At 44.2% G+C, this 12,327-nt stretch carries 10 protein-coding genes; 7 read left to right on the top strand and 3 right to left on the bottom strand.

Annotation, left to right across the window (positions count from 1 at the left end):
- Window positions 1-31: 31 nt before the first annotated feature.
- Window positions 32-1,114 (bottom strand): DUF2066 domain-containing protein, encoded by a 1,083-nt coding sequence (locus M0413_RS17835; RefSeq protein WP_037426779.1) that lies wholly within the window; start codon window positions 1,112-1,114, stop codon window positions 32-34.
- 215 nt (window positions 1,115-1,329) lie between these two features.
- Here M0413_RS17835 and M0413_RS17830 point away from each other — a divergent pair, with 215 nt between their 5' ends.
- Entirely contained in the window at window positions 1,330-2,568 is a 1,239-nt protein-coding gene (locus M0413_RS17830) for a uracil-xanthine permease family protein (protein WP_037426776.1), read from the top strand.
- A gap of 105 nt (window positions 2,569-2,673) precedes the next feature.
- Here M0413_RS17830 and M0413_RS17825 read toward each other — a convergent pair whose 3' ends face one another.
- On the bottom strand, window positions 2,674-3,006 hold the full coding sequence (locus M0413_RS17825; protein WP_007649079.1) for a Grx4 family monothiol glutaredoxin: 333 nt from the start codon (window positions 3,004-3,006) through the stop codon (window positions 2,674-2,676).
- A gap of 227 nt (window positions 3,007-3,233) precedes the next feature.
- Here M0413_RS17825 and sodB point away from each other — a divergent pair, with 227 nt between their 5' ends.
- From sodB to M0413_RS17805, 4 genes are all read left to right on the top strand, one after another.
- Window positions 3,234-3,818 (top strand): superoxide dismutase [Fe], encoded by a 585-nt coding sequence (sodB, locus tag M0413_RS17820; protein ID WP_011622352.1) that lies wholly within the window; start codon window positions 3,234-3,236, stop codon window positions 3,816-3,818.
- Between the two features lie 251 nt (window positions 3,819-4,069).
- On the top strand, window positions 4,070-6,004 hold the full coding sequence (locus M0413_RS17815; RefSeq protein ID WP_249555116.1) for a PrkA family serine protein kinase: 1,935 nt from the start codon (window positions 4,070-4,072) through the stop codon (window positions 6,002-6,004).
- Window positions 6,005-6,069: 65 nt separating this feature from the next.
- Window positions 6,070-7,338 carry a YeaH/YhbH family protein gene (locus M0413_RS17810; RefSeq protein ID WP_249555114.1) on the top strand — a complete coding sequence of 423 codons (1,269 nt, stop codon included), beginning with the start codon at window positions 6,070-6,072 and terminating at the stop codon, window positions 7,336-7,338.
- 9 nt (window positions 7,339-7,347) lie between these two features.
- Entirely contained in the window at window positions 7,348-8,874 is a 1,527-nt protein-coding gene (locus M0413_RS17805; RefSeq protein ID WP_249555112.1) for a SpoVR family protein, read from the top strand.
- Window positions 8,875-8,983: 109 nt separating this feature from the next.
- Here M0413_RS17805 and fadR read toward each other — a convergent pair whose 3' ends face one another.
- Window positions 8,984-9,709, bottom strand: coding sequence for a fatty acid metabolism transcriptional regulator FadR (gene fadR / locus M0413_RS17800; RefSeq protein ID WP_037419862.1), 726 nt, complete (start codon window positions 9,707-9,709; stop codon window positions 8,984-8,986).
- A 302-nt stretch (window positions 9,710-10,011) separates the two neighbouring features.
- Between fadR and nhaB the strand changes: the two genes are divergently transcribed.
- A complete protein-coding gene (gene nhaB, locus M0413_RS17795) occupies window positions 10,012-11,613 on the top strand; it encodes a sodium/proton antiporter NhaB (protein ID WP_037419860.1) in 1,602 nt (533 codons plus the stop codon).
- A gap of 95 nt (window positions 11,614-11,708) precedes the next feature.
- On the top strand, window positions 11,709-12,236 hold the full coding sequence (dsbB, locus tag M0413_RS17790; RefSeq protein WP_037426767.1) for a disulfide bond formation protein DsbB: 528 nt from the start codon (window positions 11,709-11,711) through the stop codon (window positions 12,234-12,236).
- The last annotated feature ends 91 nt before the right edge of the window (window positions 12,237-12,327 follow it).

Here is a 12,327-nt window from a genome sequence, read left to right as displayed (position 1 = left end):
TAGAGTATTTCCCAGCCTCTACGAGGGAAGTTTAAGGTAACCGCCATTGATAGACAGTTTTACCTGCAGGGCTCGCACTGGCGGAAAACTCTCCAGGAGCGACCACCGAAATTCTCGGCTCTAAACTTAATAAGCGCTCAAAGTCTGTCTGTGAGCCAAATAGATCTAACGAAAAAGTCACAGTGTTACCTTGAATGCGCGACAAAGTCGCATTCTTAACCGCACTCAGTTGTTTTAAATACTTTTCTACCTCGACAACTTGTGCCATTTTATCAATGTTCACAAAGGTCACACTGGCGCCAACCTGCTCACCAGAATCCGCAATAGCATACTTAGTAAAATAGTAATCCCCTAGGGCAGCCATCATCGCTGTGATCGCCTGCGCACTATTTTCGGCACTGCCATTAAAACTAAACAATGGTGGCGTTAATGAATCAATCGTAGTTTTAGAATACAGATTTAAGCGATAACGCACCTGGTTCCCTGCTGGCTCAATGGCAACAAGCGCTAAGAAATCAGCTTGATAACGTCCAGAGACACTGGCCACTATATCTGCAAACATGCCTTTGACATCGTTCGGGTTAATCCCCATGAGTTCATCAAGATCGAGGATAGGCAATAGCACAGGTATCCCACGTTCATCAGAGAAAGAGCTAAACGCCTGACGCTCGGTCGATGTGGAAGAATCACTTAATAGAATGGTGTCACCTTCACCGGGCATCGCCACCCAAAACAGGGTCAATGGACGCTGGGTGCCCCATACAGGGAGTTGTGCTTGACGCAACAAGGACACAATTCGTCTATGCTCGAAATTTGCTTTCAGCAGCAATTGACCATTTTGTTCAACATAACCAAATTGACTTAGCAAAGCATCAGGATTGGCCAACTGCGATTGAATGACGCTATTGTCCAAAGAACGGGCCGTCCCCGTGTTTTTAATGATCACTTTTTCTAAAGCGGTTTTCAGCGCACTATTACGCTCTGGAACCGCACGGGAAGTGACCGGTACATCGGCCTCATCTAATTTACTCACTTCAACAGCTTGCAGGCTATTAACGGTAAACAGGCAGTATAAAAACGCGACTAAGCTTGGCTTTAATAGAAATTTCAGCATCTTTGGGTAGTTGAAGTAACATCAGATAGTGCAAATTGTACCATAGTTCGCGCCTTTAGCGAGTCTTAGCCTTATTCGATACTCTGAATAAGGATCGCTACTCTGACAAGCCATAAAACAGTGATCGCCACCCGCAAATACATCATTTAATAAAGATCATATTGCAACAAACTGTTATCATCTCGCGGTTTACCCTAAATTTACGAGAATAATAAATGAGACGACTTGCTATTCCATTGCAGGGCGCACAAATGCTGTTTGTCGCATTTGGCGCCCTAGTACTGATGCCACTGTTAACTGGGCTCGACACCAGTGTTGCACTCTTTACCGCAGGTATTGGTACCCTACTATTTCAATTAATCACTAAACGCCAAGTGCCTATTTTTCTGGCTTCCTCCTTCGCTTTTATCGCCCCGATTCTTTACGGGGTACAAACTTGGGGGATCCCATCAACCATGGGCGGTATCATGGCCGCAGGCGCGGTCTATGTATGCCTAGGCGCCTTAGTTAAAGTACGCGGCACTGACTTTATTCATCGGCTGTTACCACCTGTAGTTGTAGGACCCGTCATCATTATCATTGGCCTGGGCTTAGCACCTGTTGCCGTGAATATGGCGCTGGGCAAAAGTGGCGACGGCAGTCTAACCTTAGTCGCAACCAATACGGCATTAATCATTTCGCTTGTATCCCTTTGTACCACCATTGCCGTAGCGATTTTTGCTAAAGGGTTACTCAAGGTGATGCCCATTCTTGCTGGCATTATCGTTGGCTACAGCCTGAGTCTAGCATTTGGTATCGTCGATTTTGCGGTAGTCACTGCAGCAAGTTGGATCGCCATTCCAAAATTTGTCGCCCCCGAATTTAACTGGCATGCGATTGCGTTTATGATCCCTGTAGCCATTGCTCCTGCGGTTGAACATATCGGTGACATCTTGGCTATTTCCAATGTCACTGGTAAGGATTTTATGAAAAAACCGGGCCTGCACCGCACCTTAACGGGTGACGGCGTAGCAACAATCGCCGCAGCAGCCTTCGGTGGTCCACCAAACACCACCTATTCAGAAGTCACAGGTGCAGTCACTTTAACCCGTAACTTCGACCCAAGGATCATGACATGGACAGCCATCACTGCCATTACCTTGGCGTTTGTAGGTAAATTAGGGGCACTGATGCAAACTATCCCCGTTCCAGTTATGGGCGGCATTATGTGTTTGTTATTTGGTTCAATTGCCGCTGTAGGATTAAATACCTTAATCCGTAATCACGTGGACTTATCCGAGCCGCGTAACTTAAGCATTGTCGGTGTCACCTTAGTCTTCGGTATTGGCGGTATGGCCTTTGGTATTGGTTCTTTTAGCCTTACAGGCATTAGTCTTTGCGGGATTGTCGCCATTACCATGAATCTGCTATTACCTGCGAGCAAACACCACGATCGAGATGCGGCATCACACTAAGTGCAGCCCTTCAATTCCTGACTCAGTAGGAATATGGCAATAAAAAAGCCGCTAAGTTATTCACTTAGCGGCTTTTTGTTATTCTTCTCGCTCTGTGACGAGTAATTACTCTGCGGTTTTGTACTTTTCTGCGGTCGCTTTGATTAATGGCTGTAATTCGCCTTTTTGGTACATATCAACCACGATATCACAGCCACCAATCAGCTCGCCTTCAATCCACAGTTGTGGGAAGGTTGGCCAGTTTGCATACTTAGGTAATTCAGCACGAATATCTGGGTGCTGGAGAATATCCACAAACGCAAACTGCTCGCCGCAGTTAATCATGATTTGGGCTACCTGAGATGAAAAACCACAGCTAGGTAATTTAGGAGAACCCTTCATATATACAATGATTGGGTTTTCAGCGATCTGCTGTTTAATTTTCTCTACTGTTTCCATTTTAATTCCTAAGTATGATGACATTGACTCAATGCTGGCTATTGTACGACAGCTAAGCACAGAACAAAATCCCACAGTTTGTAAGGTTATGGCCTGCAATTAGTTTTTCGATGACGCCTATCTAATCAATTAGCCAAACAATGATTCACATCACAAATTTTATCGGTACAATAGTGTCCAGTGAGCACGTTTAAAAAACGATAACCTAAGACCATGGAGAGATACTAATGGCTTTCGAATTACCCGCATTACCATATGCAAAGAACGCACTAGAACCACACATTTCTCAAGAAACCATTGAATACCACTACGGCAAGCATCACAACACCTACGTTGTTAAGCTAAACGGTTTAATCGAAGGAACCGATTTCGCAGGCAAATCTTTAGAAGAAATCATCAAAACTTCTACTGGTGGCGTATTTAACAACGCAGCTCAAGTTTGGAACCACACTTTCTACTGGAACTGCTTAGCGCCTAACGCTGGCGGTGAGCCAACTGGCCCTGTGGCTGATGCCATCAACGCGGCTTTCGGCTCATTCGACGCATTCAAAGCACAATTTACCGATTCTGCGGTAAACAACTTTGGTAGCGCTTGGACTTGGTTAGTGAAAAAAGCCGATGGCACTGTTGCTATCGTTAACACTAGCAATGCAGCAACACCTCTGACTGACAGCACTGTGACACCAATCCTGACTGTTGACGTGTGGGAACACGCTTACTACATCGATTACCGCAACGTACGTCCTGACTACTTGGCCCACTTCTGGCAATTAGTTAACTGGGACTTCGTGAACCAAAACTTCGCGGGTTAATCGTCTCTCAGCGATCCATAAAAAGAGCCCAAGTGGCTCTTTTTTATTACCTCAAAAATCATTCATCTTCGACTTCCCGTTAAACTTCACCTGATAACTACAAGTGCAATAATTGCAATTGCAATCATTTGTTATTGTTTTTATTTGATATTTTTTTGACACAGCAAGCAAGTTTGTGTCTAAGATTAATGTAGGAAGCTGAAAAATCAGTTATCCCTTCCATAACATCACTGGCGTTTCAGGGGGTTTATATGGGCATTTTCGAGCATTACCAAAAGCGCTACGAACAAAAACTCGATGAAGAATACACTTTGCAGGAATTTCTGGATATCTGTAAAGAAGATCGCAGTGCTTATATGTCAGCATCTGAGCGATTACTGCTCGCCATCGGTGATGCTGAAATTATCGATACAGCTAAAAATCCAACCCTAAGCCGTATCTTTTCGAATCGTCTCATCTCACGCTATCCCGCATTTAAAGACTTTTACGGTATGGAAGATGCGATTGAGCAAATCGTTGCCTACCTAAAACACTCAGCCCAAGGCTTAGAAGAATCTAAGCAAATTTTATACTTACTCGGCCCAGTGGGTGGCGGTAAGTCATCACTGGCAGAAAAACTTAAATCATTGATGCAAAAAGTGCCCATTTATATTCTGAGCGCTAATGGGGTAAGAAGCCCAGTGAATGATCATCCCTTCTGTCTCTTCGATGTGGACGAAGATGGTCAACTATTGCGGGATGAATTCAATATTCCCAGCCGTTATCTCAAAACCATCATGTCACCTTGGGCGGTGAAACGTCTGCACGAGTTTGGCGGCGATATTTCAAAATTCCGTGTGGTCAAGGTCTACCCCTCTATTCTCGACCAATTGGCGATTGCCAAAACCGAGCCTGGGGATGAAAACAACCAAGATATTTCTTCCTTGGTGGGTAAGGTCGATATTCGTCAGCTAGAACATTTCTCGCAAGACGATGCCGATGCCTATGCCTACTCCGGCGCATTATGCCGCGCTAACCAAGGGATAATGGAGTTTGTGGAAATGTTTAAGGCGCCAATTAAGGTGCTACATCCACTGCTAACCGCGACGCAAGAAGGTAACTATAACGGCACGGAAGGCTTGTCTGCCCTGCCCTATAGCGGGATTATTTTGGCACACTCTAACGAGTCAGAATGGTCAACCTTCAAAAATAACAAGAACAACGAAGCCTTCCTCGACAGGGTTTATATTGTCAAAGTGCCCTATTGTCTACGGGTATCAGAAGAACTGCAGATTTACAAAAAGCTCATACAAAATTCCGAGCTATCTCAAGCACCTTGCGCCCCCGGAACCATAGAAACCCTAGCGCAATTTAGCGTACTATCAAGGCTCAAAGTCCCAGAAAACTCTTCTATCTACTCGAAAATGCGAGTTTATGATGGTGAGAGCTTAAAAGATACTGATCCTAAAGCAAAATCCTACCAAGAATATCGCGATTATGCAGGCGTCGATGAGGGAATGAACGGCCTTTCTACTCGTTTTGCCTTTAAGATCCTGTCACGGGTATTTAACTTTGACCATTCCGAAATTGCCGCTAATCCAGTGCATTTATTCTATGTGCTTGAACGGCAAATTGAGCAGGAGCAATTCCCTAGCGATACCGCCGAACGTTATTTAGAGTTTTTAAAAGGCTACTTAATTCCTAAATATGTCGAATTTATCGGTAAAGAAATCCAAACCGCCTATTTAGAGTCCTACTCTGAATACGGCCAAAATATCTTCGACCGTTATGTCACCTATGCCGATTTTTGGATTCAGGATCAAGAATATCGGGATCCAGAAACGGGCCAGTTGTTTGACCGCGCCGCACTGAATGCCGAACTTGAAAAAATCGAAAAACCTGCGGGCATCAGTAATCCAAAAGATTTCCGTAACGAAATTGTCAACTTTGTCCTGCGCGCTCGCGCAAGTCATGAGGGCCATAACCCACTGTGGACCAGCTATGAAAAACTACGCACTGTGATCGAGAAGAAAATGTTCTCGAATACAGAGGACTTACTGCCAGTTATTTCCTTTAACGCCAAAACCTCGACTGACGATCAACGTAAACACGATGATTTTGTCAATCGAATGATGGAGAAAGGCTATATCAAAAAACAAGTCAGACTCCTGTCTGAGTGGTATTTACGGGTTCGTAAATCCTCTTAACTTGCGCTCACTAAAAACGAGGCTTTGGTGTTGCCAAAGCCTTCGCTGGGGTTTGGGAGGTGCATATGGCGAACTTTATCGATAGACGGTTGAATGCGAAAGGAAAAAGCACAGTCAACCGCCAACGCTTTATCAACCGATATAAGCAACAAATCAAAAAAGCCGTCAGCGATGCCGTCACGCGTCGCAGTGTAACGGATGTAGATAAAGGTGAAAAAATCAGTATTCCCACACGGGATATCAGTGAACCTATGTTCCATCAAGGTAAAGGAGGCGTAAGAGACAGAGTTCACCCAGGGAATGACCAATTCACCCGTGGCGATAAAATTGACAGACCACCGGGAGGTGCTGGCGGCGGAGCGGGTAAAGGTGATGCCTCCGATTCAGGTGAAGGTAATGATGACTTTGCATTTGAAATCTCAAAGGATGAATACCTTGAGTTGTTATTTGAAGATTTAGAGCTACCGAATCTACAAAAAAACCGTCTCAACAAGCTCGTTGAGTATCAAATCTACCGTGCGGGATTCACCAATGATGGGGTGCCTGCCAATATCAATATTGTGCGCTCACTGCGTTCATCCTTGGCGCGCCGTATCGCCATGTCGGCGAGTAAAAAGAAATTGCTCAAAGAGTTGGAACAGGAACTGGCAGAGCTTGAAAATATACCTGGAACAAAAGCTGAGCTGGTTTTGGATTTAAAAGCACAAATTGAGGAGTTAAAGCAGAAGATTGCTAAAGTACCGTTTATCGATACCTTTGACTTACGCTTCAACAACTTTGCAAGGCGCGAGGTGCCCTCAAGCCAAGCGGTCATGTTCTGCTTAATGGACGTGTCAGGCTCGATGGATCAAGCGACAAAAGATATGGCGAAACGTTTCTATATCTTGCTGTACTTGTTCCTCACTCGTACCTACAAAAACCTCGAGGTGGTCTATATCCGTCACCATACCCAAGCGAAGGAAGTAGACGAACATGAGTTCTTCTATTCCCAGGAAACTGGCGGCACCATAGTGTCGAGCGCCTTGAAATTAATGCACGAAATTCAACAGGCGCGTTACCCTGCCAATGAGTGGAATATTTACGCCGCGCAAGCATCCGACGGCGACAATTGGGCCGACGATTCACCAACCTGTAGACAATGGTTAGAACAAAAAATATTGCCACTGGTGCGCTATTACAGCTATATCGAAATCACCAATCGTGCCCATCAAACCCTGTGGCGTGAATACGAATCCCTAAAACAACACTACGACAACATAGCGGTACAACATATTCGTCAAGCCGAAGATATCTACCCTGTCTTTAGAGAATTATTTAAAAAACAGGCGGTTTAAGGGGGCTCTATGGGGATTAAAGAAGCAAAAACACGTACAGCCTTAAGCGATGGTCCAGACGGGAGCTTTGAGCTGCTACAAAGTTATTTAAAGGAAATTGAACGGGTGGCAGCAATTTACAAATTAAACGCCTATCCGAATCAAATCGAAATCATCACCGCAGAGCAGATGATGGATGCCTATGCCGGTATTGGGATGCCCATAGGCTATACCCATTGGTCCTTTGGCAAACGCTTTATTGAGACCGAACAAGGCTACAAACGTGGGCAAATGGGGCTCGCCTACGAAATCGTGATCAACTCCAACCCTTGCATCGCCTATCTCATGGAAGAAAACACCATTACAATGCAAGCATTAGTGATGGCGCACGCCTGTTTTGGACATAATAGTTTTTTTAAAAACAATTACCTATTTAAAACCTGGACCGATGCGAGTTCGATTATCGACTATTTGGTGTTCGCTAAAAACTATATCAGCGATTGCGAGCAAAAATACGGTGTCGAGCAAGTTGAAAGCGTGATTGACTCCTGCCACGCCTTAATGAACTATGGCGTTGATAGATATAAACGTCCTGCTGAAATCTCTTTTAGGGAAGAACAAGCGAGGCAAAAAGATCGCGAGGCCTACCTGCAAAGCCAAGTGAACGATTTGTGGCGCACTATTCCCACCCATCAACAGCAGCAACCGTCGACCACTAAGCGCCGTTTTCCCGCCGAGCCGCAGGAAAACATTCTTTATTTTATTGAAAAAAATGCGCCATTGCTGGAGTCATGGCAGCGGGAAATTATCCGGATCGTACGCAAAATGGCACAATATTTTTATCCGCAAAAACAAACACAAGTCATGAATGAGGGGTGGGCAACCTTTTGGCACTACACTATTTTGAATCATTTATACGATGATGGTGTTGTCACTGACCGCTTTATGATGGAGTTTTTGCAAAGTCATACGGGCGTCGTAGCGCAGCCTGAATATAACAGCCGATACTACAGCGGTATCAATCCCTATGCCCTAGGGTTTGCGATGTTTACCGATATTAGGCGCATCTGTGAGGCTCCGACTGATGAAGACAAAGCCTGGTTTCCGGATATTGCGGGGAGTAATTGGCTCGAAACCCTACACTTTGCGATGCAGAACTTTAAGGATGAGAGTTTTATCAGCCAATACCTGTCACCAAGAGTGATCCGTCAATTCAAGCTTTTTGGCATCCATGATGATGAAAAACGTAACTATTTATCCGTATCCGCCATCCACGATGAACAGGGCTATCAAGATATTCGTAATTTATTATCGCAGCAGTACAATTTGTCTAATATTGAACCCAATATTCAAGTGCATAATGTTGAAATAAACGGCGACAGATCCCTTACGCTAAGGTATGTTCCCAACAAAGATATCCCGCTTGCTAATAGCTACAAAGAAGTGCTCAAGCATCTGCACCGTCTTTGGGGTTTTAGTGTTAGCCTTGAACAAGCCAACGCTGATAATAGCATTACATTATTAGCTACATGCCCTGAGCAGCCCAAAGCGGACTGATAATCCGTGGTAAGACAACATACAAAAAAGCCGTTTTAGCGAAAACGGCTTTCATATTTTATTTGACCTGATGTTAACAAGCACCCAGATAGTGAATGCTCAGCGTCAGCTACGAATGCGAATCCTGTTGAGCAATTGAAGACGGCATATCATCACGCAATTGCAGCCACATTTTGCCACTATTGATCCCATAGGTACGCATTAATGCAGGCACATCGAGATAGTTTTTCGCTTTCGCTAACAGTTCTAACTCTTTATAAAAATTAAGTGCCAACTGACGAGCCTCTGGACTACTAAAATAGTAACGCCCAACTCGACTGTATAGTCCCTTAAAGCCATTCAAGATCAATACATAAAGCGGATTACCCGATGAGAACGCTAACGTATGATGCAACAGATAATCATACTCGGCAAAGGATTCAGCGGTATCCTCTAACTGATGGATTTTAGCCAATACTTCCATCGCAGTATCAGGGCTGTTGCGCAGTGCGCCACGGAAATAAATTGCACTCACATTGGTACGAGCAGAGAGTAATTGGTCCACTAGTACAGGGAAGCCCTCAGGGTTGAGATCTGCAATCGTCTCAAGAATATTCAGACCCGAAGTTTCCCAAAAATTATTGACACGAGTCGGCTTGCCATGTTGAATTTTCAACCAACCATCACGCGCTAAACGCTGTAACACCTCACGCAACGTCGTCCGGGTCACGCCGATCAATTCAGAAAGCTCACGTTCAGCCGGTAAAATGGACCCTGGAGGAAACTTATTTTCCCAAATCGATCTTACAATATACTTCTCTGCAAAACTTGCAGGTCCTTTGGCATTGATAATCATCAGCCCACTTATCCAGTTGTTGTGCTTTAATAATGGTCACTGATCATACCAGAGCGGTAAAAAATGGAAACCATTGACTGAAACTCCCCGCTTCATCAGCGTACAATTGTCACAAAAATGTTTAATAAATCGACACAAATCAATAGCAATTGTACCAATTTTGCCGATTAGCTCCGCTTTTTGAAATCTGGGTTTGAGTAACTCGTTACATTAGCATTCTCTTTAGGCTAGACTGAATCCTAAAACATATGTCACTAACAATAACTTGTGAAATTTAAAACATAATTAGAAGAGAGGATGCCATGCCGATGACAATGAGTCAGGCGTTTATTGGAAACTTCTTAGGTAACTCACCTAAGTGGTACAAGATCGCAATACTGTCGTTTTTAATAATCAATCCAATACTCTTTTTCTATGTCAGTCCCTTTGTGGCTGGTTGGGTATTAGTGCTTGAATTTATTTTCACCCTAGCAATGGCGTTAAAATGCTATCCATTACAACCCGGCGGTTTGTTAGCCATCGAAGCGGTTGCAATTGGCATGACTTCAGCCAGTCAAGTGCTACACGAAATTGAAGCTAACCTTGAAGTGTTATTATTGCTAGTGTTCATGGTGGCTGGCATTTACTTCATGAAGCAACTGCTGCTATTCGTGTTTACTAAGATGATCACCAAAGTCCGATCTAAAATCTTAGTGTCTTTAATGTTTTGTTTAGCTTCAGCATTCCTATCCGCCTTTTTAGATGCTTTAACCGTTATTGCAGTAATTATTACCGTTGCTGTGGGCTTTTACTCTATTTACCACAAAGTTGCCTCGGGTAAAGATTTCTCTGCCGATCATGACCATACCTCAGAAGATAAAAACGAGGAAGGTGATGCCCAACTCAACGAAGCTGAGCTGGAGTCTTTCCGTGGCTTCTTACGTAACCTATTGATGCACGCAGGCGTTGGTACCGCATTAGGTGGCGTGTGTACTATGGTTGGCGAGCCTCAAAACTTAATTATTGCCGCCCAAGCTAACTGGCAGTTTGGTGAGTTTGCAATTCGTATGTCACCAGTTACCGTGCCGGTCCTGATTGCTGGTATCTTAACCTGCTACTTAGTCGAAAAATTCCGTATCTTTGGATACGGTGCGCAATTACCTGATGCTGTTCATAAAATCCTCTGTGACTATGCAGCCTATGAAGATGCACGTCGTACCAATAAAGATAAAATGAAGCTTATTGTTCAAGCCATTATTGGGGTTTGGTTGATTGCAGGTCTTGCGTTACATTTAGCCTCTGTAGGCTTGATTGGTTTATCCGTGATTATTTTAGCCACTGCGTTTAACGGTATTACCGATGAACATGCCCTAGGAAAAGCCTTCGAAGAAGCTCTCCCCTTTACGGCACTGTTAGCGGTATTCTTTGCCGTGGTCGCAGTGATTATTGATCAACAACTATTTGCTCCCGTGATCCAATGGGCGCTGAACCACGAAGGTAATACCCAATTAGTGATTTTCTATATTGCTAACGGTTTACTCTCTATGGTCAGTGATAACGTGTTTGTGGGGACGGTCTACATTAACGAAGTCAAAGCGGCTTTGATTAATGGTCAAATTACCCGCGATCAATTCGACCTGTTGGCTGTGGCAATTAACACTGGAACTAACTTGCCTTCAGTTGCAACACCCAATGGTCAAGCTGCATTCCTGTTCTTACTGACATCAGCACTTGCACCACTCATCCGCTTGTCCTACGGCAGAATGGTATGGATGGCATTGCCTTACACGATCGTCCTATCGGTTGTGGGTGTAATGGCGATTCAAATGGGTTTCTTAGAGCAAATGACGCAGTATTTCTATGATTCCCATGCGATTTTGCACCACAGTGTTAAGGAAGCCTTAGCGCCTGCGGCAGCTCACTAACATAAATATCAGAGTTGACTGAACTTTATGAGTTCAGTACAGTCAAACAAACGCCCTATCTTCAAGGGCGTTTTTTGTTGATACGGAGTTCACTTTTGACAGCATTCACTCGCTTTGCCCATTCCCGTGCATCTTGGTTTATTCTGACAGGCTCTGCGATTGTCCTTGAAGCGGCCGCTTTATATTTTCAATACGTGATGAAATTAGATCCCTGTGTGATGTGTATCTACCAAAGACTCGCTGTATTCGGTATTTTGGCTGCAGGACTTGTGGGAATGACGGTGCCAAAGTACCGTATCGTTCGAATTTTGGGAGCACTGGGTTGGGCAATAAGCGCAACATGGGGCCTAAAGCTAGCATTAGCCTTAGTGGATATGCAAAACAATCCCTCACCGTTTTCTACCTGCTCGTTTTTACCCGAATTTCCAGCCTGGATGCCACTGCATGAATGGTTTCCTGCCATCATGATGCCGACGGGTATGTGTACCGATGTGCCATGGCAATTTATGGGAGTGACAATGGCCGAATGGATGGTCGTTGCCTTTAGTGGTTATCTAGTGATGTTATTACTGTTTATTGTGCCAATTCTCAGCGGCTCAAATAAACCGTCACTCTATAAATAAGTTTCAATAGGCAGACTTAAGGTCTGCCTTATTTTTATGCCTCTCCATTTATAACTTTAGTTAGTGTTATGACTTAACTTTGATTTAAGCC

It is taken from the genome of Shewanella sp. 8A, from assembly GCF_023475945.1.
GTDB lineage: Bacteria > Pseudomonadota > Gammaproteobacteria > Enterobacterales > Shewanellaceae > Shewanella > Shewanella xiamenensis.
Note: the sequence above shows the minus strand (reverse complement) of the source record. Positions and strands in the feature narration are given on the sequence as shown.

Excerpts from the sequence above, each read along its gene's own strand:
- fadR (WP_037419862.1), bottom strand. The coding sequence starts at position 9,709 with ATGATTATCAATGCCAAAGGACCTGCAAGTTTTGCAGAGAAGTATATT.
- sodB (WP_011622352.1), top strand. The coding sequence starts at position 3,234 with ATGGCTTTCGAATTACCCGCATTACCATATGCAAAGAACGCACTAGAA.
- M0413_RS17830 (WP_037426776.1), top strand. The coding sequence starts at position 1,330 with ATGAGACGACTTGCTATTCCATTGCAGGGCGCACAAATGCTGTTTGTC.
- M0413_RS17815 (WP_249555116.1), top strand. The coding sequence starts at position 4,070 with ATGGGCATTTTCGAGCATTACCAAAAGCGCTACGAACAAAAACTCGAT.
- M0413_RS17825 (WP_007649079.1), bottom strand. The coding sequence starts at position 3,006 with ATGGAAACAGTAGAGAAAATTAAACAGCAGATCGCTGAAAACCCAATC.
- M0413_RS17835 (WP_037426779.1), bottom strand. The coding sequence starts at position 1,114 with ATGCTGAAATTTCTATTAAAGCCAAGCTTAGTCGCGTTTTTATACTGC.
- M0413_RS17805 (WP_249555112.1), top strand. The coding sequence starts at position 7,348 with ATGGGGATTAAAGAAGCAAAAACACGTACAGCCTTAAGCGATGGTCCA.
- nhaB (WP_037419860.1), top strand. The coding sequence starts at position 10,012 with ATGCCGATGACAATGAGTCAGGCGTTTATTGGAAACTTCTTAGGTAAC.
- M0413_RS17810 (WP_249555114.1), top strand. The coding sequence starts at position 6,070 with ATGGCGAACTTTATCGATAGACGGTTGAATGCGAAAGGAAAAAGCACA.